Genomic DNA, 21,549 nt, shown 5'->3' with positions numbered 1-21,549 from the left:
GGACGCCGGGGGCGTCGGAGCCGGTGGTACGGGGTGTCGGCGTCAGTGGTTGAGGATCTTCGACAGGAAGTCCTTGGCCCGGTCGCTGCGCGGGTTGCTGAAGAACTGGTCGGGTGTGGCCTGCTCGACGATCCGGCCGTCGGCCATGAAGACCACGCGGTTGGCGGCCGACCGGGCGAAGCCCATCTCGTGGGTGACGACGATCATCGTCATGCCGTCCCGGGCGAGCTGCTGCATGACCTCCAGGACCTCGTTGATCATCTCCGGGTCCAGGGCGGAGGTCGGCTCGTCGAAGAGCATGACCTTCGGGTCCATCGCCAGCGCCCGGGCGATGGCCACGCGCTGCTGCTGGCCGCCGGAGAGCTGGGCGGGGTACTTGTCGGCCTGGGCGCCCACGCCCACCCGGTCGAGCAGGGCCCGGGCCCGCTCCTCGGCCTTCTTCTTGTCCGCCTTGCGGACCTTGACCTGGCCCAGGGTGACGTTCTCGAGCACGGTCTTGTGCGCGAAGAGATTGAAGGACTGGAAGACCATGCCGACGTCGGCGCGCAGCCGGGCCAGCTCCCTGCCCTCGTGGGGCAGCGGCTTCCCGTCGATCGTGATCGTGCCCGAGTCGATCGTCTCCAGGCGGTTGATGGTGCGGCACAGGGTGGACTTCCCGGACCCGGAGGGCCCGATGACCACGACGACCTCGCCGCGGGCGATCGTCAGGTCGATGTCCTGGAGCACGTGCAACGCGCCGAAGTGCTTGTTGACGCTCTTCATGGCGACCAGATCCCCGGTCGACGCCACGTCTTCCTTGGCCATCGATACTTCGGTCATCGCTTCTCTGGCTCCGTCCTCCTCGGTTTCGGAGGACACTAATTTCCCCGTACGACCTGCGTCATTACATCTGAGGGAGATCTGAGCATCACGATCCGATAGCAATCGGACACGTGTCGTAGCAGCGGCCGCCGGGCCGCGTACCGGCTGGATAACGGAAGCCGTGCGCGACCGGAACCCTCTTGACGCCGTCGTCGTCCATCAGCGTGACTGCCATGGTGCACACGTGCGTGCACGCGCCTCTACAGACCACGATCGTACGACGGATGAACCGGAGGGGGCCGGGATGAGACTGCTCCTCGTCGAGGACGACAACCACGTCGCCGCCGCCCTGTCCGCGGTCCTGGCGCGGCACGGTTTCGACGTCACGCACGCCCGCAGCGGCGAGGAGGCCCTCCAGGCACTCGTCCCGGAGGGCGCCGGCTTCGGGGTGGTCCTGCTCGACCTCGGCCTGCCCGACCAGGACGGCTACGAGGTCTGCGGCAAGATCCGCAAGCGCACCAGCATCCCGGTGATCATGGTCACCGCCCGTTCCGACGTCCGCTCCCGCATCCACGGCCTCAACCTCGGCGCCGACGACTACGTCGTGAAGCCGTACGACACCGGAGAGCTGCTCGCCCGCATCCACGCCGTCAGCAGACGCACCGCCCACGAGGAGCAGGACAGCGGCGGCGAGACCGCGCTGCGCCTCGGCCCCGTGCGCATCGAACTGCCAACCCGGCAGGTCAGCGTCGACGGCTCGGTCGTCCAGCTGACCCGCAAGGAGTTCGACCTCCTCGCCCTGCTCGCCCAGCGCCCGGGTGTCGTCTTCCGGCGGGAGCAGATCATCAGCGAGGTGTGGCGCACCAGTTGGGAGGGCACCGGACGCACCCTGGAGGTGCACGTCGCATCCCTGCGCTCCAAGCTGCGCATGCCGGCCCTGATCGAGACCGTACGCGGCGTCGGCTACCGCCTCGTCGCCCCGGCCGCGTAGCGGGCACGGGTGCGCACGCGTCTTCTGCCGCTGCTCATCGTCCTGATGGCGGCGGTGCTGCTCGCGCTCGGTGTCCCGCTCGCCGTCAGCGTGGCCGCGGCCGAGCAGCAGAAGGTGGTCGTCGACCGGATCGACGACACGGCACGCTTCGCCGCCCTCGCCCAGTTCGTCACCGACCGCCCCTCCGGCTCCCGCCAGACGACCCCGGACGAGCGCCGCGAGACCCTCGGCCGTGAACTCGAGAGCTACTACGAGGTCTACGGCATTCGGGCCGGGGTCTTCTACCGCACCCGCACCCCCATGGCCAACGCGCCGACGGACTGGTTCCTCCCCCGGACGGGCGAGGTCCGCGACGCGTTCCAGGAGGCGCTGCTCAGCCGCCGCAGCCACGACCCCGCCCAGGTCTGGCCCTGGCAGCGCCGCCGGCTGGTCGTCGCCTCGCCCGTCATCCGGGACGGCGACGTCGTCGCGGTCGTCGTCACCGACTCGCCGACCGGGCAGATGCGGGCGAGCACACTCCACGGCTGGCTGCTCGTCGGTGCGGGGGAGATCGCCGCGATGCTGCTCGCCGTCGGCGCCGCGCTGCGGCTGACCGGCTGGGTGCTCAAACCCGTCGGGGTCCTCGACGCCACCACGCACGACATCGCCACCGGACGGCTGAAGTCACGGGTCGCGGTGGCCAGCGGGCCGCCGGAACTGCGACGGCTGGCCAGGTCGTTCAACGAGATGGCGGACAACGTCGAGGACGTGCTGGAGCAGCAGCGCGCCTTCGTCGCCGACGCCTCGCACCAACTGCGCAACCCGCTCTCGGCGCTGCTGCTGCGCATCGAGCTCCTCGCGCTGGAACTGCCCGAGGACAACGAGGAGATCGCCTCGGTCCGCACCGAGGGCAAGCGCCTGACCCAGGTCCTGGACGACCTGCTCGACCTGGCGCTCGCCGAGCACGCCGAGGCGGACATCCGGCTCACCGACATCGGCGCGCTGACCGAGGAGCGGGTCGCGGCCTGGGCCCCGGCCGCCGAGGCCAAGGGGGTGCGGCTGGTGGCGGACTGCCCGGCCACCACTGCATGGGCCGACCCGGTGGCGCTGTCGTCGGCGCTGGACGCCGTGATCGACAACGCGGTGAAGTTCACCTCGGAGGGCGAGCGGGTCGAGGTGACGGTCTCGGCGGACGGCGGCACCTCGACGATCGTCGTCGCCGACCACGGCCCCGGCCTCGTCGAGGAGGAGCTCGCCCGCGTGGGAGACCGCTTCTGGCGCAGCGGCCGCCACCAGAACATCAAGGGCTCCGGCCTCGGCCTGTCCATCGCGCGGGCGCTCCTCGCGGCGGGCGGCGGCTCGATCGCCTACGACCGCAACGAACCGCACGGCCTGAGGGTGACGGTGACGGTGCCCAGGTCGGAGCCGGGGGCGGGGTAGGCCCAAGGGGCCGGATCGCAGGTGCCGGATCGCAGGTGCTGGGGCGGAGGTGCTGGGGCGGAGGTGCCGGGCGGAGGTGCCGGGCCGTGGGGCGTCCGGGCGGAGGTGCCGTGGCGGGGGTACTGCCCGTGGGGCGGCCGGGCGGAAGCGCCGTGGCCCGGGTGCGTAGGGGGCGGGACGAAGGTGTTGAGCCGCAGGCGCCCGGGCGGAGGTGCTGGACCGCAGGCGCCCGGGCGGAGGTGCTGGACCGCAGGCGCCGGGGCCGGTGTGCCGTGGCGAAGGCGCCGGACCGCGGGCGCCCAGGCATCAGGGGCCGAGGCGTCCAGGTATAAGGGCCGTGCGCGGAGGCGCCGGCGGCGGGTGCTACGGCTTGACCGAGCGGTAGTAGCGGCGCGCGCCCTCGTGCAGGACCAGCGGGTCGGTGTAGATGGCGGTGCGCAGATCGACCAGCTGGGCCGAGTGGACGTGGCCGCCGATCTTGTCGCGACTCTTGATCACGGTGCGGGTCACCCACTCGGTGAGCCTGGGGTCCATGTCCTTGCGGGTGATCAGCACGTTGGAGACGGCGATCGTCGGCACGGTCGAGCCTTGCTGGAAGCCGGAATAGGCAGACTCCGGCATGTTCCTGGCGCGGTAGTAGCGGGTTGCGCCCCCCGCTGCGTGCAGCCGGGACACCAAGTCGGAGCCGATCGGCACGAAGCGGAACGCGAACTTTCCGGCCAGCTGCTCGACCCCGGCCGTCGGCAGCCCGCCCGACCAGAAGAACGCGTCGATCGCGCCCCGCCGCAGCTGGTCCGGGGCCGTGTCGATGCCGTCGCTCCTCGGCCTGATCCCCGTCGTGGGGTCTATCCCGGCCGCCGTGAGCACCCGCCCGGCGATAAGCCGCACCCCCGAGCCGGGAGGCCCGATCGCCACCCGCTTGCCCCGCAGATCCGCGACCGAGGCGATGCGCGCGCCCCGGGGGACGACGAGCTGTACATAGTCGTCGTAGAGGCGCGCGACACCGCGCAGGCGGTCGGCGCCCGGTTCGTGGTTCAGCTGGTACGTCTCCACCGCGTCGGCCGCGGCGATCGTGAAGTCGGCACGGCCGGTCGCCACGCGCGCGACGTTGTCCTGAGAGCCGTTGCTGGCCAGCAACCGCACCTTCAGGCCCGGCATCTCCCGGTCCAGCTCGGTGCGCAGCAGTGTGGCGTACTCCTGGTAGACGCCTCGGGAGGTGCCGGTGCTGAAGGTGATCGTCCCGCTCGGCGGCTCGTCGCCCAGCGGCAGCAGCCACCACAGCAGGAGGCCGAGCGCCACGACGCCGGCGGCCGCGCCCCGCAGGGCCCCGCGCCTGCCGATCCGGGAGAACATCTTGGACATGCGCGCGATCCTGCCAGCCGGGGCGCGGTGCTGGCCAGGGCCGGGCGCGCGCATGCCCGGCCGGGCGGTCCCGGGCCGCGGCTACAGTCGCCGTATGAGCTCCTCGCCCGCCGATCTCGTCCGTGAGTTCCACCGCGCCTTCGGGCTCGACACCCGCGGCACACCCGCCGAGGTGTCACCGGAACTCGCCGCGCACCGCGGGGAACTGCTCGCCGAGGAGGCCGCGGAGGTCGCCGAGGTCTCGGTCGGCGGACCGCTCGACCGGCTCGCGCACGAACTGGCGGACGTCGTGTACGTGGCGTACGGCACAGCCCTGGTGCACGGCATCGACCTCGACGAGGTGATCACCGAGATCCACCGCTCCAACATGACCAAGCTCGGCCCCGACGGGAAGGTCGCCCGCCGCGCCGACGGCAAGGTGCTCAAGGGCGACCACTACCGCGCACCCGACGTGTCGGCCGTCCTGCGCCGGCAGGGCTGGGCGCCCGAGGGCGCCTGACATCCACGCGCCGGGGTGGCCCCCGGCGGCCCCAGACGCGCCCCGGTCCGGGCGCCCCGCGCGGTCAGCGACTGCCTTCGCGCACGCCGTTCCGGGCCGGCGCACGACCCGAGGGCGGGAGGGGCACCTGGGGAACGGGACGGCCCGTGGTCCGCGCCCGGTCGGTGGCCCGCGCCCGGTCCGCGGGCAGCGCCCGGTCCGTGGACGGCGCCGGCTCGGCGGCCGCCCGCGCGGGGAACGGCCGCGCGCACCGTACGGCCAGCGCCGACGCGAGCAGGGACAGGGTGACCGCGTCCTTGAACGCCCTGTGCGTCGAGGCGTCCAGCAGCGGAAACGTGAACTCGGGAACCTGCGGGACGAGCGCCGCCCAGAACCACGGCGAGCGCGTCACCGAGTCCCGCTCCAGCGCACCGGCCAGCAGCAGCGGCACGACGACGACCAGATAGTGGTCGTAGGACGGGCGGGACACCAGGTAGGACGCCAGCATGAGCATCGCGGCCGTGTCCGCGAGCCGCGCCGGGCCGGGGCCGGCGCGGCGGCGGCGCAGCCAGGCGCACCCCACGCCGGCGGCCGCCGCGATCAGGGCGACCCCTTCCGCGAGGGTCGGCGGCACCCCGAGGCGCGGCAGCACCGCGGGCAGGGAGGAGTCGAACGGCCGCATCAGGGCGTCCCCGCCCTTGAGGAGGAAGGGCAGCGTGCGGGTGAAGAACCCGCCCGGGTCCGGCATCATCAGGGCCGCGCCCAGCGACAGGGCCGCGGGCAGCCCCGCCATCCACGCCAGGGCGCGCCACCGCCGGGCCAGGACGAACAGCAGGACGACGGGCAGCAGCAGCGGCTTGACGGCCACGGAGATCCCGAGGACCACCCCGGCGGCGTCCCAGCGTCCGCGGTCCGCCAGCAGCAGCGCCAGCGGCAGGGCGAGGGCGCTGACGGCGGTCCAGTTGCCGAGGTTCACCAGGTGGCCGACGGGCGCCCAGGCCAGCACCAGCCCCAGCAGCCCGAGGACCGCGAACCGGCTGCGCGCCGGCACCCGGAACAGCCGTACGGCGCACCACCAGCCGCCGGCGATCAGCGCCACGCACACCACCGGCGCGGCGACGCGCAGCACGGACGCCGGCAGCGCCGCCTGCGCCCCGGCGAACAGCACGGCGCTCGGCAGGTACAGAAAGCGCCGGTCCGCGTAGGGGGCGCCACCCTGCAGCCAGATCTGCCCGGCGTGGACGACGAAGGCGTTGTCCATGCCGCCCCCCGCGAAGGCGACCGCCACCCGCGCGGCCCGGGCGGCCAGTACGACTGCGAGGAGCGCGACCGCGACCGGCCCGGCCGGACGCAGCAGCCACGCGCGCAGCGCCCCGGCCGAGGTGGACCCGGCCCGGGGGGCGCCGATCGAGGTGGCGCCGGGCGCGGTCGTCCGGAGGGCGTCACGAAGCCGCATCACACCTGCCTGTCCGGGAGGGCCCGCGGGAGCGGTGCTCCGCGGCTGCCATGCTGCGACCCCATTTTGTGCTCCTTGCGCCCATTTCCCGGTGATTCCGGCGAGGCGTTCCCCGCTCTTCCGCCGTCCGGACGCACTGCGCGGACCGCCTACCCTTGTGGCATGAGCAGCATCGACCGGAGCCGAGAAGTGGGCGTCACTCGCAGCTATGAGATCCGCACCTACGGGTGCCAGATGAACGTCCACGACTCCGAGCGGCTCGCCGGGCTGCTCGAGGACGCCGGCTACGTGCGGGCGCCGGAGGGGGCGGACGGCGAGGCGGACGTCGTCGTCTTCAACACCTGCGCCGTGCGGGAGAACGCCGACAACCGGCTCTACGGCAACCTCGGCCACCTCGCGCCGAAGAAGGCCGCGCGGCCCGGGATGCAGATCGCGGTCGGCGGCTGCCTCGCGCAGAAGGACCGCGACACCATCGTGAAGAAGGCGCCCTGGGTGGACGTCGTCTTCGGCACGCACAACATCGGCAAGCTGCCGGTCCTGCTGGAGCGCGCCCGCGTCCAGGAGGAGGCGCAGGTCGAGATCGCCGAGTCCCTGGAGGCCTTCCCCTCCACGCTGCCGACGCGGCGCGAGAGCGCGTACGCGGCCTGGGTCTCCATCTCGGTCGGCTGCAACAACACCTGCACCTTCTGCATCGTCCCCGCGCTGCGCGGCAAGGAGAAGGACCGCCGCACCGGCGACATCCTCGCCGAGATCGAGGCCCTGGTCGGGGAGGGCGTCTCCGAGATCACGCTGCTCGGCCAGAACGTCAACGCCTACGGCTCCGACATCGGCGACCGCGAGGCGTTCAGCAAGCTGCTGCGGGCCTGCGGGAACATCGACGGCCTGGAGCGGGTCCGCTTCACCTCCCCGCACCCGCGCGACTTCACCGACGACGTCATCGCCGCGATGGCGGAGACGCCGAACGTGATGCCGCAGCTGCACATGCCGCTCCAGTCCGGCTCCGACCCGGTCCTGAAGGCCATGCGCCGCTCCTACCGGCAGGAGCGCTACCTCGGGATCATCGAGAAGGTCCGGGCCGCCATCCCGGACGCCGCGATCACCACCGACATCATCGTGGGCTTCCCCGGCGAGACCGAGGAGGACTTCGAGCAGACACTGCACGTGGTCCGCGAGGCCCGGTTCGCGCAGGCGTTCACCTTCCAGTACTCCAAGCGGCCCGGCACCCCGGCCGCCGAGATGGAGAACCAGATCCCCAAGGAGGTCGTCCAGGCGCGCTACGAGCGTCTCGTCGCCCTCCAGGAGGAGATCTCCTGGGAGGAGAACAAGAAGCAGGTCGGCCGCACGCTGGAGCTCATGGTCGCCGAGGGCGAGGGCCGCAAGGACGGCGCCACGCACCGCCTCTCCGGCCGCGCCCCCGACAACCGGCTGGTCCACTTCACCAAGCCGGAGCAGGAGGTCCGCCCCGGCGACGTGGTCACGGTGGAGATCACCTACGCCGCTCCGCACCACCTGCTCGCCGAGGGCGCGGTGCTCGGCGTGCGCCGCACCCGCGCGGGCGACGCCTGGGAGAAGCGCAACGCGGCCGAGGCGGCCGAGCCGGCCGGCGTGATGCTCGGCCTGCCCAAGATCGGCGTTCCGGCCCCGCTCCCAGCGGCCACGGGCAGCGGCTGCGGCTGCGACTGATTGACGGCAACGGCTGCGACCGGCCGGCGGCCGTGGCTGAGGGCCGCCGGCTCCGGCTGAAGGCCGGACGGGCCGCCGCCGCGGCGGCGAGTGACCGGCTGCAACGACTGCGACTGACCGGCGGGCGCCGCTGAGGGCCGCCGGCTCCGGCTGAGGCTCGGACGGGGCCGGCCACTGCGGCTGAGACCGAGACCAGTCGGCGGGTGCCGAGCGCCGGCTGCGGCGACCGGGTTCCGGCCGCCCCACCCCGGGAATGCCGTACCGGCGGCGAGCGGCGTTACCCTGCCGATCATGCTTGTCGCCGCCGCAGTCTGCCCCTGCCCGCCCCTTCTGGTCCCCGCGGTCGCCGCGGGAGCCGCGCACGAGCTGGACGTCGCGCGGGCCGCGTGCACCGACGCCCTCGGCGTCCTCGCCGCCGCCCGGCCCGACCGGCTCGTGGTCGTGGGACCGGCCGAGCGGTCCGGGCGCGGCCCGTACCCCGAGGGCACCCCGGGCTCGTTCCGGGGCTTCGGCGTGGACCTCGGCGTACGGCTCGGCCGGGACACGGGCACCACCTCCGGGCGCGCGCTGCCGCCCTCGCTCGCCGTCGCCGCCTGGCTCCTGGAGCGCACCGGCTGGTCCGACGCGCCGATCGAGGCGCTCGGCGTCGGGGAGACGCTGGAGCCCGAGAGGTGCGCCGAGACCGGGCGGGACATCGCCGCGCGGTCCGAGCGGGTCGCCCTGCTGGTGATGGGCGACGCCAGCGCCTGCCGCACCATCAAGGCGCCGGGCTACCTCGACGAACGGGCCGCGCCCTTCGACGCGGAGGTCGCGCGCGCCCTCGGGGAGGCGGACGTCGCGGCCCTCAAGGCGCTCGACCCCGGACTGGCCGACGAGCTGAAGGCGTCGGGCCGGGCCCCCTGGCAGGTGCTCGCGGGTGCCGCCGAGGAGGCGGGCCTCTCCGGTGCCCTGCTGTACGACGACGCTCCGTACGGGGTGGGATACCTGGTCGCCACCTGGTCGTGACGGCGCCGCGTCCGGTGCCCCGGGTGTCAGGTGCGGGCGCCCTCGCCGACCTCGTGCCCGGCCGCCTCCGGAGAGGCCTGCTGCCGGGGAAGCTCCACACCTTCGGCATCGGCGCCCGCGCCGGCCGGGCTTTCCGGGTCGTCGGCGGCCGACTCCGCCTCGCCGTCCCCGGCCACCGGGGCTGCCGCGGCCGCCGCCACGACGCCCTCCTCGGCCTCCGCAGCCGCCGCGGTGCCCTCGTCGGTCCGCGCCGCCTCCGGCGCGTCCCCCTCGCCGGCGCCCTCCGCCTCCGGGCCGGCCGGCGCCGGGTCGAGGTCCGTCCGGTCCGCTCGCTCCCCGGCGGCCGATACCTCCTCCGCAGCCCTCGACCTGCCGAAAAGTCGCGCGAATACGCCCATGTCCACTCCCTAGGTCACTCCTGCGTGCGGGCGATAACCCGACCGGCCCGGCGCGTCCCACCGCGATGTCCCGCAAGGTGCGGACCGCGGCCGCCTGAATCCGGCAACGGATGTCTCACAACGCGCAACGAACCCCGGCCCGCGCCGTCACGTAACTCGTTCGAGGCGCCGCCAGGACGTTTGCGAGACTGGTGCGGTGAGCAGTGCACCCTCCGCCCCCCGTGTCATCGCCGTCGTCGGCCCCACCGCTGCCGGAAAGTCCGATCTCGGCGTCTTCCTGGCCCAGCACCTCGGCGGTGAGGTCGTCAACGCCGACTCCATGCAGCTCTACCGAGGGATGGACATCGGTACCGCGAAGCTGACGCCCGAGGAGCGCCAGGGCGTCCCGCACCACCTCCTCGACATCTGGGACGTCACGGTCGCCGCCTCCGTCGCCGAGTACCAGCGGCTCGCGCGGGAGCGGATCGACGCGCTGCTCGCCGCGGGCCGCTGGCCGGTCCTGGTCGGCGGTTCCGGCCTCTACGTCCGGGGGGCCGTCGACAACCTGGAGTTCCCCGGCACCGACCCCGAGGTCCGCGCCCGGCTGGAGGACGAGCTCGCGCTGCGCGGCTCCGGTGCGCTGCACGCCCGCCTCGCCGCCGCCGACCCCGAGGCGGCGCGGGTGATCCTGCCCAGCAACGGCCGCCGCATCGTCCGGGCGCTGGAGGTGATCGAGATCACCGGCCGCCCCTTCACCGCCAGCCTGCCCGGCCACGACTCCGTCTACGACACCGTGCAGATCGGCGTCGACGTGGCGCGCCCCGAACTGGACGAGCGCATCGCCCGCCGGGTCGACCGGATGTGGGAGGCGGGGCTTGTGGACGAGGTGCGCGCGCTGGAGGAGCAGGGCCTGCGCGAGGGGCGCACGTCCTCACGCGCGCTCGGCTACCAGCAGGTGCTCGCGGCGCTCGCCGGGGAGTGCACCCTCGACGACGCGCGCGCGGAGACCGTGCGCGCCACCAAGCGCTTCGCGCGCCGCCAGGACACCTGGTTCCGCCGGGACCCGCGGGTGCACTGGCTGAGCGGAGCTGCGGCGGATGTCACAGAACTTCCGCACCGCGCCCTGGCATTGGTCGAACGACCGGTTACAGCCTGATCACGTGATGGCATCGGGACGCCCAGGCCGTCATCCGGGCCTCCGGCGCCATGCCATCATCGAGCTTCGATCGACCAAGTGGAGTCCGAGTTGGGAGGGCGCGTGGCGATGGAGGCCGGCCCTCGCGACACCGCACAAGGCACCGAGCACATCATCATGGAACGCGTTGACGCGGATCCGGACGAGGGCTCGCTGAGCCCCGACGGGCCCGACGAGACGCAGGGCGGTGTGACCGACGACGGTCCGGCGCCCGAGGAGATGTTCGCCGGGCCCGAGGTCGAGGTCGAACTGCGCCCGCAGCGGCGGCTGCGCATCTGGCAGCTCGCGCCCATCGTCGGCCTGGCCGCGGTCGGCTCCCTGATGTTCGCCTTCCCGCTGGCCTTCGACTTCGGCGACAGCGGCGCCGTGATCGCCATGCTGGGCCTGCTGATCTGCTCCTGCGCGGCCGGCTGGGGCATGATGGCCGCCCGCCGGGTCGGCCACACCTGGCCGGGGTTCCCGCAGCGGGGTTCCGGCCGGCGCCCCGACTGGCGCGTCGTCGGCATGTACGCCCTCCTGGTCGCCGTGGTCGTGTTCCTCGCCGTGCTGAGAGTGGCCCGGCTGCGCTAGGCACGTCCGGCAGCCCATGCCCATGCCCATGCCCATGCCCATGCCTGTGCCTGTGCCTGTGCCGAGCCGGGCAACCGAAGCCCGGCAGCCCCTGACGGGCAGGTCGTGCTCACGCGCTGCCGACCGTGATCATTCAGCGGCCCCATCGACGTACCGACCACGTACGATCGAGGCATGAGCACGCGGATCGCCTTCCTCAAGGGGCACGGTACGGAGAACGACTTCGTGATCGTCCCCGACCCGGAGAACACCGTCGACCTCTCCCCGGCCGCCGTCGCCGCCCTGTGCGACCGCCGCGCGGGCATCGGCGGGGACGGCGTGCTGCACGTCGTACGGTCGGCCGCCCACCCGGAGGCCAGGGCGATGGCCGCCGAGGCGGAGTGGTTCATGGACTACCGCAACGGCGACGGCTCGGTCGCGGAGATGTGCGGCAACGGCGTTCGGGTCTTCGCGCGCTACCTCCAGCACGCCGGGCACGTGACGGAGGGCGATCTCGCGATCGCCACGCGCGGGGGAGTGAAGACGGTGCACCTCGCCAAGGACGGTGACGTCACCGTCGGCATGGGCCGGGCACGGCTCCCCGAGGGCGACGTCACGGTGAGCGTCGGCGAGCGCGGCTGGCCCGCGCGGAACGTGAACATGGGCAATCCGCACGCGGTCGCCTTCGTGGACGACCTCTCGGACGCCGGCACCCTGTACTCCGCGCCCCCGTTCAGTCCGGCCTCCGCCTATCCGGACGGGGTGAACGTCGAGTTCGTGGTCGACCGCGGCCCCCGCCACGTGGCGATGCGCGTGCACGAGCGCGGCTCCGGCGAGACCCGCTCGTGCGGCACGGGCGCCTGTGCCGTCGCGGTGGCGGCCGCCCGGCGGGAAGGCGCCGACCCCGCGGTCACCGGCAGCCCGGTGACGTACACGGTCGACCTGCCCGGCGGCACCCTGGTGATCACCGAACGGCCGGACGGCGAGATCGAGATGACCGGCCCGGCGGTGATCGTCGCCGAGGGCGAGATCGACGCCGAGTGGCTGGAAAACGCGGTTCGCTGACACCGCGGCCGGCGAGGCATCGCAGCCCGGGCCGCCTGTCGTCACGGCCTCTCACCTGCTCGCGGGCCGGCCCCGGAAGTGAATCCACGGCTGACCGCCCATCAGGTGACCGGAAATCGTAAACCTCGCAACTATCGCTCGAATGGGTGATCCGTTTCACGCTCGCCGAGAGACGGCCGGTTGCGCGTGCTGGGGTCGGTAGCATCAAGCACCGGCCCGGACGGGGGAATCCGAAGCCATCCCCTGAGCCGTTGTACGCCCTGGGGCACCCCGTCCGCCGGTCCACGCAGCCGGAGGTGCCCATGAGTGCGGATGCCACGAATCCTGCGACGCCGGGCCCAGTCGCTCCCGCGGCGCCCCGCAGGAGGGCGCGCCCCCGGATCGACCTGCGCCGCCTCGGCCGGGCGGCCCTGCTCGGCACCGCCTCCCGCGACCGGCTGCCCGACGCCATCGGCCACGTGGCCGAGGCCCATCGCGCCCACTTCCCCGACGCCGACCTCGAACCGCTGCGCCGCGCCTACGTCCTGGCCGAGTCCTCGCACCGCGGCCAGATGCGCAAGAGCGGCGAGCCGTACATCACGCACCCCCTCGCCGTGACCCTGATCCTCGCCGAACTGGGCGCCGAGACCACGACGTTGACGGCTTCCCTGCTCCACGACACGGTCGAGGACACGGACGTGACCCTGGATCAGGTCGGCGAGCAGTTCGGCGCGGAGGTGCGCTATCTCGTCGACGGCGTCACCAAACTGGAGAAGGTCGACTACGGCGCCGCGGCCGAGCCGGAGACGTTCCGCAAGATGCTCGTCGCCACCGGCAACGACGTCCGCGTGATGTCGATCAAACTCGCCGACCGGCTGCACAACATGCGCACCCTGGGCGTCATGCGCCCGGAGAAGCAGGCCCGCATCGCCAAGGTCACCCGGGACGTCCTCATCCCGCTCGCCGAACGGCTCGGCGTGCAGGCGCTCAAGACCGAACTGGAAGACCTCGTCTTCGCGATTCTGCGCCCCGAAGAGTACGAGCACACCCGCGAGTTGATCGCGCACAACGCGGCCCGCCCGGACGACTCGCTCGCCGTGACCGCCGAGAGGGTCCGGACCGTCCTGCGCGAGGCCGACATCCAGGCCGAAGTCCTGATCCGGCCAAGGCACTTCGTCTCCGTGCACCGGGTGGCCCGCAAACGCGGCCGGCTGCGCGACTGCGACTTCGGCCGCCTGCTGGTCCTGGTCAACGAGGACGCCGACTGCTACGCGGTCCTCGGCGAACTGCACACCTGCATGACGCCGGTCGTCTCGGAGTTCAAGGACTTCATCGCCGTCCCGAAGTTCAACCTGTACCAGTCGCTGCACACCGCCGTGGCCCTCCCGAAGGCGCGCCCGGACGGGCCCGCCGGGCTCCCGGCGGACGACCAGGTCGTCGAAGTCCTCATCCGTACCCACCAGATGCACAAGGTCGCCGAGGCCGGCGTCGTCGCGCTGGGCAACCCCTACGCCCCGGTCGCCGACCCCTCCGCCGCCGACGCCACGGCCCTCGACGCCCCGGCCGACGGCGAGCGCGTCGACCCCACCCGGCCCGGCTGGCTCTCCCGCCTCCTCGACTGGCAGCGGGCCGCGCCCGACCCCGACACCTTCTGGTCCACCCTGCGCGAGGATCTCGCCCAGGACCGCGAGATCACCGTCTTCCGGCCCGACGGCGGCAGGCTGGGCCTGCCCGAGGGGGCCAGTTGCGTGGACGCCGCCTACGCGCAGTACGGCGAGGACGCGCACGCGTGCATCGGCGCCCGGGTCAACGGCCGCCTGGCGACGCTGAGCACCGTCCTGCGGGACGGCGACACCGTGCAGCTCCTCATGGGCCAGGACCCCGCCTCGGAGCCCTCCAGGGAGTGGCTGGACCACGCGCGCACCCCGGCAGCGCGCATCGCGATCCAGCGGTGGCTGACGGCCCATCCGGCACCGGCCGGCGACGGGACCGGGGAGAACTCCGACGCCGACGCCGACGCCGTCTCTTCCGGTCCGGCAGCCGGAGAGGCGGAGAGACCACCCGCCTCGGGCGCCCTCGCGCCGGACGGCCCGGCGGGCGTGAAGGCTTCCGCCGGCGCGAGAGAGGGCGCAGGTCCGGGAGGGTGGGACGGCGCGGAGGCCGGGGAAGGCGACTCCGCGAGTTCCCTCCCGACAACGAGCGACGCACAAACAGCGCAGACGGCTCACGCCGCTCACGCCGCTCACGCCGCACAAGCCCCACGGACCGCACGCGGGTCACACGCGTCACGGGCCGCACAGTCCGCACAGACGGCGCAGGCCGCACCGCCCGCCGACGGCACCTCCGCGAGCGGCCCGGCCCGCCGCCCCGGCCGGGCGAGCGTCGTGGTCGTGGACCGGCCGCGGGCGACCGCGCGGCTCGCCGGCTGCTGCACTCCGGTGCCGCCCGACGAGGTGACCGGGTTCTCCGTACGCGGGGGAGTGGTGACGGTGCACCGCGTGGAGTGCTCCGCGGTGGAGCGGATGAAGGACGCGGGGCGCGCGGAGGTCGCCGTGCGCTGGGGCGACACCACCGCGTGCCGGGTCACGCTGCTCGCTGAATCGTTCGGCCGCCCGCATCTGCTCGCCGACCTCACGGAGGCCATCGCCCTCGAAGGCGTCGCGATCGTCTCGGCGACCGTGGCCCCGCCGGCCCAGCAGCGCGTCCGCCACACGTACACCCTCCAACTCCCCGACGCGGCCGGACTCCCCGCCCTCATGCGGGCCATGCGCAACGTCCCGGGCGTGTACGACGTGAGCCGCACCCAGCCCCAGCCGCCGAACGCCTGAGCGGACCCGACCGCCGGGAAAACCCCGTTCGGGTGGGCCGGGCGCGCGCCGCCGCCGCCCCGCCCGTGCGCGCTGGTAGCCGTGGTGCATGGCGATCACCTTCCGCAATCAGGTCCGCCCCTCCGGCCCCGGCGCCTCCGATCCAGGCGCCGACGTCCACCCCCACGACATCCGGCCAACCGGCCCGCGCACCGCGGCCCGCCGCCGCCCTCTGACGGCGGCACTGCTCGCGAGCGCCACCTCCCTCGGCCTCCTCGCCGCGAGCGCCCCGCCCGCGCCGCTGGGCGTCGGCGACCGGCTCTTCCCGACCCTCGGAAACCCCGGGTACGACGTGACGTCGTACGACCTCTCCTTCACCTATCCCGGCCGCAACAGCGAGCCGCTGCGCGCGGTCACCACGATCGACGCGCGGGTCACCTCCACGCTCGAGCGCGTGAACCTCGACTTCGCGCACGGCACCGTCGACTCGGTGCAGGTCGACGGGCTGCCCGCGACGTTCGCCTCGGCCGGTGAGGACCTGGTGGTCACCCCGGCCGTGCCGCTGCCCCGGGGCAGCTTGATGCGGATCACCGTGCACCACACCAGCGACCCCGTGCCCGAGAAGGGACGGGACGGCGGCTGGGTGCGCACCGAGGACGGCCTCGCCATGGCCAACCAGGCCGACGCCGCCCACCTGGTGTTCCCGTGCAACGACCACCCCTCCGACAAGGCGATGTTCACCATCCGGGTCACCGCGCCCGACGGCTACACCGCCGTCGCCAACGGACTGCCCGTCACCGGCGTCGTGCCCGGCCGCGCCGGCCGGACCCCCGGCGGGACCACCTGGACGTACCGCACCCGCCACCCCATGGCCACCGAACTGGCGCAGGTCTCCATCGGCCGCTCCACGGTGCTGCACCGCACCGGTCCGCACGGCCTGCCCGTGCGGGACGTCGTCCCCACCGCCGACCGCGCCGCGCTGGAACCCTGGCTCGCCAAGACCCCCGGCCAGATCGCCTGGCTGGAGGGCAAGGTCGGGCGGTACCCCTTCGAGACCTACGGCGTGCTCATGGCCTCCGCCGCCACCGGCTTCGAGCTGGAGACGCAGACCCTCTCCCTCTTCGAGAAGGGCATCTTCACCCAGCCCGCCTTCCCCAAGTGGTACGTCGAGTCGGTCATGGTGCACGAGCTCTCCCACCAGTGGTTCGGCGACAGCGTCACCCCGCGCACCTGGTCCGACCTGTGGCTCAACGAGGGACACGCGACCTGGTACGAGGCCCTGTACGCGGAGGAGAAGGCGGACAAGCCCATGGCGGTCCGCATGAGGGCCGCCTACGGCGCCTCCGACGGCTGGCGGGCGTCCGGCGGCCCACCCGCGCTGCCCAAGGCGCCCAAGCCGGGCCAGAAGATCAGCATCTTCCGCCCGAACGTCTACGACGGTGCCGCGCTCGTCCTCTACGCGCTGCGCCAGGAGATCGGCAAGCCCGCCTTCGAGCACCTGGAGCGCGACTGGGTACGCACGCACCGGGACGGCACCGCGACCACGGCCGACTTCGAACACCTCGCCGAACAGATCTCCGGACGCGACCTGAGCGGCTTCTTCCAGGCCTGGCTGTACGGCGCGAAGACGCCGCCGATGCCGGGCCACCCGGACTGGAAGCCCGGCCCGTCCCGGCCGGCGAAGGTCAAGAAGTAGCTCCGGGAGGCGAAGCAATAACACCGTGGCGGGACGATCCGTGCCGTGCGACCATCTTCGGGTCGGCACGGCACGGGGCACGGGAATCTCCCGGGGTACCCGAGCGTTGTGAGCAGTGACGGAGCGGCTGTCGAGGCCCCTGAGGTTCCGCCGCGGCTCCGTCGCCGCACTACGGATTCCCAACGACGTAAGGACCCAATGACCTCCTCTTCTTCCTCTTCCCAGGCCACCAAGCGCCTCGCGCAGTCCCACCCCGAAGGTCTTCGGGCCGATGCCCTGATGGAAGAGGACGTCGCCTGGAGCCACGAGGTCGACGGAGCGCGGGACGGCGACCAGTTCGACCGCTCCGACCGCGCGGCCCTGCGCCGAGTCGTGGGTCTCTCCACCGAGCTCGAGGACGTCACCGAGGTCGAGTACCGCCAGCTCCGCCTGGAGCGGGTCGTGCTCGTCGGCGTCTGGACCTCGGGGACCGTGCAGGACGCGGAGAACTCGCTGGCCGAGCTCGCCGCTCTCGCTGAGACCGCAGGCGCGGTCGTGCTCGACGGCGTGATCCAGCGCCGCGACAAGCCGGACGCGGCGACCTACATCGGCTCCGGCAAGGCCCTCGAGCTGCGCGACATCGTCCTCGAGACGGGCGCCGACACCGTCATCTGCGACGGTGAGCTGAGCCCCGGCCAGCTGATCCAGCTGGAGGACGTCGCCAAGGTCAAGGTCATCGACCGCACGGCCCTGATCCTCGACATCTTCGCCCAGCACGCCAAGTCCCGGGAGGGCAAGGCGCAGGTCGCGCTGGCCCAGATGCAGTACATGCTGCCGAGGCTGCGCGGCTGGGGTCAGTCGCTGTCCCGGCAGATGGGCGGTGGCAGCGGCGGCCTCGCCACCCGAGGCCCCGGTGAGACCAAGATCGAGACGGACCGGCGCCGGATCCGCGAGAAGATGGCGAAGATGCGCCGGGAGATCGCGGACATGAAGACCGGCCGCGAGATCAAGCGCCAGGAGCGGCGCCGCAACAAGGTGCCGTCCGTCGCCATCGCCGGCTACACCAACGCCGGCAAGTCCTCCCTGCTCAACCGCCTCACCGGCGCGGGCGTCCTGGTGGAGAACGCGCTGTTCGCGACCCTGGACCCGACCGTGCGCCGGGCCGAGACCCCGAGCGGCCGGCTGTACACGCTGGCGGACACCGTCGGCTTCGTCCGGCACCTGCCGCACCACCTGGTCGAGGCGTTCCGCTCCACCATGGAGGAGGTCGGCGACTCCGACCTGATCCTGCACGTGGTGGACGGCTCGCACCCGAACCCGGAGGAGCAGCTCGCCGCCGTGCGCGAGGTGATCCGGGACGTCGGCGCCACCGACGTGCCCGAGATCGTGGTGGTCAACAAGGCGGACGCGGCCGATCCGCTGGTGCTCCAGCGGCTCCTGCGGGTGGAGAAGCACTCCATCGCCGTCTCGGCCCGCACCGGCCGGGGCATCTCCCAGCTGCTCACGCTCATCGACGACGAGCTGCCGCGGCCGTCCGTCGAGATCGAGGCGCTCGTGCCGTACACCCACGGCAAGCTGGTCGCCCGTGCCCACACCGAGGGCGAGGTGATCTCCGAGGAGCACACCGCGGAGGGCACCCTGCTCAAGGCCCGGGTGCACGAGGAGCTCGCGGCGGACCTGGCACCGTACGTGCCCACCCCCGCGCTCTGACCGGCAGCCCGACCGGCAGCGCGAAGGCCCGCCCCCGCATCGCGGGAGGCGGGCCTTCGCCGTGCCGTCGTCAGCGGTCGCCGTACGTCCGGCTCATGTTCTGGTAGAGCGCCTCGGCGCCCCGGCCGAGCTGCGGTCCGGCCAGCCAGGTGTGGTCGGACGGGCCGATCGAGGTGTTGGAGACGAGCTCGGTCCTGCCGTCGACCACCCGGAACCAGCCGCCGCCGGACGAGCCGCCGGTCATGGTGCAGCCGATGCGGTACATCGTGGGCAGGGCGGGGCTGAGCGACAGCCGGCCCGGACGGTCGACGCACCGGAACATCTTCAGGCCGTTGTAGGGCGGCGCGGCCGGGTAGCCCCAGGCGCCCATCTTGGCGGCCTCGGCGGCCGACGGGGCGGAGAAGTCCACGTCCAGGGCCGCGCCCACCGTCTCCTCCAGGGACTTCGCGCCGGACTCCGGCTTCACGTGCAGCACGGCGTAGTCGTACGCCGCGCCCGCGCCGCCCGTCTCCGAGCCGCCCTGGATCCACTGGTCGGAGGTCGAGGCCCAGTCCGCCCACCAGGCGCCGTACGGAGCGACCTCGGTGGAGTCCGCGCTGCTCAGTTCGGAGGCGGGCCTGCCCAGGTCGTTGTAGGCCGGGACGAAGGCGATGTTGCGGTACCAGCCGCCGCCCCGGCCGGCGTGCACGCAGTGGCCCGCCGTCCACACCAGGTTGGACCTGCCCGGGTGGTTGACGTCCTTGACGACGGTGCCGGAGCAGACCATCGAGCCCTCGGGCGAGTCGAAGAAGACCTTGCCGACCGGAGCGGCGTTCTCGTGGTACGGGGTCTTCTCGGCCTGCGCCTGGACCGGCCGGGGCTCCGGGTCGCTGACGCCCTCGGCGGCGGCGTCCTGGGTGACCGTCTTGTTGGCCTCCTGCGCGGACTTCATCCGCTCCGGCTTCCACAGCCCCTTGATCATCGGGTTGACGAAGTCCTTGGCCTCACTGAGCCACTTGTCCCGGTCCCAGTTCTTCCAGCCGCCGTTCTTCCACTGGTCGACATCGATCCCGTGCTCCTTGAGCTTGTTCGCGATGTCGGCCGGGACGTGGACCTTGCCGTCGTCGCCGTCGCCGGCCGCCCGCGAGGCGGTGGCGGCGGGTCCGGCGCCCTCGTCCTTGCCGTCGGAGCCCCCGCAGGCGGTGGCGGTGAGCGCCAGGGCCGCGACGAGACCGCCGGCCACGAGGACGGTGCGCCGCCGGTCGCGGCGGGACACCGAAGGCGTACGTATGGAACGCGTACGTATGGAACGCATGGTGCGTCGACCCCCGTTGAAGCGTGTGGGGACGGCTCCCGCGATGGCGCGGGCGAGCCGTCCGAAGTGACACCCCACTATGCCCGTGGAGTTGGGAGAGAACTGCGAGAGGGCGGTGAAGGTTCCCGTGCGACCGGACCTCCACCGCCGTGGACGTCGGAAGTCCTACCGGCCGGCGAACTTCCTGCTGACCGAGTCGTAGACGCCCCTGGCCACCGTGCCCAGACGCGGTCCCGCCAGCCAGCCGGCCGTCACCGGGCCGATCGAGGTGTTGGAGACCAGAGCGGGCTTGCCGTCCGGTCCCGTCTCGACCCAGCCGCCGCCGGAGGAACCACCGGTCATGGTGCAGCCGATGCGGTACATCGTCGGGTCCGGCGTGTTCAGCGACAGCCGTCCCGGCCTGTCCTGGCACTGGTACAGCCGCTGGCCGTCGTACGGCGGCGCCGCCGGGTAGCCGGTCGCGGTGATGCTGTCCACCTTCGGCACGGCCGGGGCGTTGAAGTTCACCGGCAGCGCGCCGCCGACCGTCTCCTCCAGCGACTTGCCGTCGCCGCCCTTCTCCGGCGTGACATGGATGACCGCGAAGTCGTACGAGGCGCCCTGCCCGCCGGTCGAACCGCCCTGCTCGATCCACTGCTCCGAGGTCTGCGCCCAGTCGCCCCACCACACGCCCAAGGGGGCGACCTGGTCCCGGGTGGCGCTCTCCAACTGGCCCTCGGTGCGGCCCGCGTCGTTGTACGACGGCACGAAGGCGATGTTGCGGTACCAGCCGCCCTTCTTGCCGGCGTGCACGCAGTGACCCGCCGTCCACACCATGTTGGACCTGCCCGGGTGGGCCGGGTCCCGCACGACCGTCGCCGAGCAGACCATCGTGCCCTCGGGGGAGTCGAAGAACACCTTGCCCGCCGTCGCCGCGTTGGCGTGATAAGTCGGCCGTATCGCCTGGGCCTTGACCGGGGCGGGCGTCGGATCGGTGACCCCCTGGTCACCGGAGAGGTCGTTGTCGTCGACCGGCTTGTCGGGGTCCTCGGCCCGGCGCATCCGGTCCGGGTTCCACAGGCCCTTGATGATCGGGTTGACGAAGTCGTTCGCCTCGCGCAGCCAGTCGTCCCGGTTCCAGTTCTTCCAGGCGCCCTTCTTCCACTGGTCGACGTCGATCCCGTGTTCCTTCAGCTTCCGCCTGATGTCGTCCGGGATCCTGACCTTGCCGTCGCCGGTGGCGCCGGGGTCACCGGCGGTCGCGGAGGCGGTCGCGGCCCGGCCCTCCGCCGTGTCCTTGCCCGAGTCGCAGCCGGTGGCCGTGAGCGCCAGCACCGAGGCCAGGGCAACGGCGGTCACCACGGGGGGACTTGTACGACGGGCACCTCCTCCTCGGCGGGCGGTGCGGGACGGCCGTATGGGTCGCATGGTGGTGACTCCCCCTGATGTGGTCGAACTCGTTGGTGCGGCCGCGGCACTCCACCGGATGCGGTGGACGGCTCTCGGGACGTGCTCACGGCGAGCTGGAACGGCACCACACACTATGTGCTCGCGGTGGGGGACCACCGACGGAACGGCAACGGTTTCGCTACGGGGGCGGTCCGGCCGGCGCTCCGGCTGCCCGGCTCTTTCCGTCTCCACGGGTGGATCTCCGAACCACCCGTAACCGTGCGGGCGTTCCGCTGTTGTAGCGGGTGGGGGGCCCGCTGCCCAAGTCCGGGTCC

General features: G+C 73.0%; 17 protein-coding genes. 11 read left to right on the top strand and 6 right to left on the bottom strand.

The genetic code is table 11. From position 1 onward, the window contains the following. Positions 1-42: 42 nt before the first annotated feature. Positions 43-819 carry an amino acid ABC transporter ATP-binding protein gene (locus ACIQ9G_RS32395; protein ID WP_403616779.1) on the bottom strand — a complete coding sequence of 259 codons (777 nt, stop codon included), beginning with the start codon at positions 817-819 and terminating at the stop codon, positions 43-45. Positions 820-1,105: 286 nt separating this feature from the next. Here ACIQ9G_RS32395 and ACIQ9G_RS32390 point away from each other — a divergent pair, with 286 nt between their 5' ends. Together ACIQ9G_RS32390 and ACIQ9G_RS32385 are read left to right on the top strand one after the other, a co-directional pair. Beyond that, on the top strand, positions 1,106-1,792 hold the full coding sequence (locus tag ACIQ9G_RS32390; RefSeq protein ID WP_403616776.1) for a response regulator transcription factor: 687 nt from the start codon (positions 1,106-1,108) through the stop codon (positions 1,790-1,792). 9 nt (positions 1,793-1,801) lie between these two features. Beyond that, positions 1,802-3,211 (top strand): ATP-binding protein, encoded by a 1,410-nt coding sequence (locus tag ACIQ9G_RS32385; protein ID WP_403616774.1) that lies wholly within the window; start codon positions 1,802-1,804, stop codon positions 3,209-3,211. A gap of 363 nt (positions 3,212-3,574) precedes the next feature. Here the strand turns inward: ACIQ9G_RS32385 and ACIQ9G_RS32380 are convergent, their stop codons facing one another. Then, positions 3,575-4,573 carry a TAXI family TRAP transporter solute-binding subunit gene (locus ACIQ9G_RS32380; RefSeq protein WP_403616771.1) on the bottom strand — a complete coding sequence of 333 codons (999 nt, stop codon included), beginning with the start codon at positions 4,571-4,573 and terminating at the stop codon, positions 3,575-3,577. Between the two features lie 94 nt (positions 4,574-4,667). Between ACIQ9G_RS32380 and ACIQ9G_RS32375 the strand changes: the two genes are divergently transcribed. Continuing rightward, positions 4,668-5,072 (top strand): MazG nucleotide pyrophosphohydrolase domain-containing protein, encoded by a 405-nt coding sequence (locus ACIQ9G_RS32375; protein WP_403616768.1) that lies wholly within the window; start codon positions 4,668-4,670, stop codon positions 5,070-5,072. A gap of 64 nt (positions 5,073-5,136) precedes the next feature. Here ACIQ9G_RS32375 and ACIQ9G_RS32370 read toward each other — a convergent pair whose 3' ends face one another. Continuing rightward, positions 5,137-6,507 carry a glycosyltransferase family 87 protein gene (locus ACIQ9G_RS32370; RefSeq protein WP_403616765.1) on the bottom strand — a complete coding sequence of 457 codons (1,371 nt, stop codon included), beginning with the start codon at positions 6,505-6,507 and terminating at the stop codon, positions 5,137-5,139. 162 nt (positions 6,508-6,669) lie between these two features. Here ACIQ9G_RS32370 and miaB point away from each other — a divergent pair, with 162 nt between their 5' ends. Both miaB and ACIQ9G_RS32360 read left to right on the top strand, forming a co-directional pair. Further along, positions 6,670-8,190 (top strand): tRNA (N6-isopentenyl adenosine(37)-C2)-methylthiotransferase MiaB, encoded by a 1,521-nt coding sequence (gene miaB / locus ACIQ9G_RS32365; RefSeq protein ID WP_403616762.1) that lies wholly within the window; start codon positions 6,670-6,672, stop codon positions 8,188-8,190. Positions 8,191-8,481: 291 nt separating this feature from the next. Then, the gene (locus tag ACIQ9G_RS32360) at positions 8,482-9,195 is read left to right on the top strand and encodes a class III extradiol dioxygenase subunit B-like domain-containing protein (RefSeq protein WP_403616761.1); all 714 of its coding nucleotides are present in this window, start codon (positions 8,482-8,484) and stop codon (positions 9,193-9,195) included. A gap of 26 nt (positions 9,196-9,221) precedes the next feature. Here ACIQ9G_RS32360 and ACIQ9G_RS32355 read toward each other — a convergent pair whose 3' ends face one another. After that, positions 9,222-9,593, bottom strand: a complete 372-nt coding sequence (locus ACIQ9G_RS32355; RefSeq protein WP_403616759.1) for a hypothetical protein — start codon at positions 9,591-9,593, stop codon at positions 9,222-9,224. A 196-nt stretch (positions 9,594-9,789) separates the two neighbouring features. Here ACIQ9G_RS32355 and miaA point away from each other — a divergent pair, with 196 nt between their 5' ends. The 6 genes from miaA (at position 9,790) to hflX (ending at position 18,552) form a co-directional block, all read left to right on the top strand. Then, positions 9,790-10,728 (top strand): tRNA (adenosine(37)-N6)-dimethylallyltransferase MiaA, encoded by a 939-nt coding sequence (gene miaA, locus ACIQ9G_RS32350; protein ID WP_403616756.1) that lies wholly within the window; start codon positions 9,790-9,792, stop codon positions 10,726-10,728. A 108-nt stretch (positions 10,729-10,836) separates the two neighbouring features. Further along, positions 10,837-11,337: a hypothetical protein gene (locus ACIQ9G_RS32345; protein ID WP_403616862.1), complete on the top strand. Its 501-nt coding sequence runs from the start codon at positions 10,837-10,839 to the stop codon at positions 11,335-11,337. A 174-nt stretch (positions 11,338-11,511) separates the two neighbouring features. Next, the gene (dapF, locus tag ACIQ9G_RS32340; RefSeq protein WP_403616754.1) at positions 11,512-12,381 is read left to right on the top strand and encodes a diaminopimelate epimerase; all 870 of its coding nucleotides are present in this window, start codon (positions 11,512-11,514) and stop codon (positions 12,379-12,381) included. A gap of 302 nt (positions 12,382-12,683) precedes the next feature. Beyond that, a complete protein-coding gene (locus tag ACIQ9G_RS32335; protein ID WP_403616751.1) occupies positions 12,684-15,188 on the top strand; it encodes a RelA/SpoT family protein in 2,505 nt (834 codons plus the stop codon). Positions 15,189-15,276: 88 nt separating this feature from the next. After that, complete coding sequence (locus tag ACIQ9G_RS32330; RefSeq protein WP_403616749.1) at positions 15,277-16,863, top strand: M1 family metallopeptidase; 1,587 nt, start codon at positions 15,277-15,279, stop codon at positions 16,861-16,863. Between the two features lie 360 nt (positions 16,864-17,223). Beyond that, entirely contained in the window at positions 17,224-18,552 is a 1,329-nt protein-coding gene (gene hflX / locus ACIQ9G_RS32325; protein ID WP_403616859.1) for a GTPase HflX, read from the top strand. A gap of 70 nt (positions 18,553-18,622) precedes the next feature. Here the strand turns inward: hflX and ACIQ9G_RS32320 are convergent, their stop codons facing one another. Together ACIQ9G_RS32320 and ACIQ9G_RS32315 are read right to left on the bottom strand one after the other, a co-directional pair. Further along, positions 18,623-19,846, bottom strand: coding sequence for a trypsin-like serine peptidase (locus tag ACIQ9G_RS32320; RefSeq protein ID WP_403616747.1), 1,224 nt, complete (start codon positions 19,844-19,846; stop codon positions 18,623-18,625). 165 nt (positions 19,847-20,011) lie between these two features. Next, a complete protein-coding gene (locus ACIQ9G_RS32315) occupies positions 20,012-21,253 on the bottom strand; it encodes a trypsin-like serine peptidase (protein WP_403616744.1) in 1,242 nt (413 codons plus the stop codon). Between the last annotated feature and the right edge of the window lie 296 nt (positions 21,254-21,549).

Source organism: Streptomyces sp. NPDC096152 (genome assembly GCF_044763235.1).
GTDB lineage: Bacteria > Actinomycetota > Actinomycetes > Streptomycetales > Streptomycetaceae > Streptomyces.
Note: the sequence above shows the minus strand (reverse complement) of the source record. Positions and strands in the feature narration are given on the sequence as shown.

Coding starts and splice junctions, on each gene's coding strand:
- ACIQ9G_RS32395 (WP_403616779.1), bottom strand. CDS start 819: ATGACCGAAGTATCGATGGCCAAGGAAGACGTGGCGTCGACCGGGGAT.
- ACIQ9G_RS32390 (WP_403616776.1), top strand. CDS start 1,106: ATGAGACTGCTCCTCGTCGAGGACGACAACCACGTCGCCGCCGCCCTG.
- ACIQ9G_RS32380 (WP_403616771.1), bottom strand. CDS start 4,573: ATGTCCAAGATGTTCTCCCGGATCGGCAGGCGCGGGGCCCTGCGGGGC.
- ACIQ9G_RS32375 (WP_403616768.1), top strand. CDS start 4,668: ATGAGCTCCTCGCCCGCCGATCTCGTCCGTGAGTTCCACCGCGCCTTC.
- ACIQ9G_RS32370 (WP_403616765.1), bottom strand. CDS start 6,507: ATGCGGCTTCGTGACGCCCTCCGGACGACCGCGCCCGGCGCCACCTCG.
- miaB (WP_403616762.1), top strand. CDS start 6,670: ATGAGCAGCATCGACCGGAGCCGAGAAGTGGGCGTCACTCGCAGCTAT.
- ACIQ9G_RS32360 (WP_403616761.1), top strand. CDS start 8,482: ATGCTTGTCGCCGCCGCAGTCTGCCCCTGCCCGCCCCTTCTGGTCCCC.
- ACIQ9G_RS32355 (WP_403616759.1), bottom strand. CDS start 9,593: ATGGGCGTATTCGCGCGACTTTTCGGCAGGTCGAGGGCTGCGGAGGAG.
- ACIQ9G_RS32345 (WP_403616862.1), top strand. CDS start 10,837: ATGGAGGCCGGCCCTCGCGACACCGCACAAGGCACCGAGCACATCATC.
- dapF (WP_403616754.1), top strand. CDS start 11,512: ATGAGCACGCGGATCGCCTTCCTCAAGGGGCACGGTACGGAGAACGAC.
- ACIQ9G_RS32335 (WP_403616751.1), top strand. CDS start 12,684: ATGAGTGCGGATGCCACGAATCCTGCGACGCCGGGCCCAGTCGCTCCC.
- ACIQ9G_RS32330 (WP_403616749.1), top strand. CDS start 15,277: ATGGCGATCACCTTCCGCAATCAGGTCCGCCCCTCCGGCCCCGGCGCC.
- ACIQ9G_RS32320 (WP_403616747.1), bottom strand. CDS start 19,846: ATGCGTTCCATACGTACGCGTTCCATACGTACGCCTTCGGTGTCCCGC.
- ACIQ9G_RS32315 (WP_403616744.1), bottom strand. CDS start 21,253: ATGCGACCCATACGGCCGTCCCGCACCGCCCGCCGAGGAGGAGGTGCC.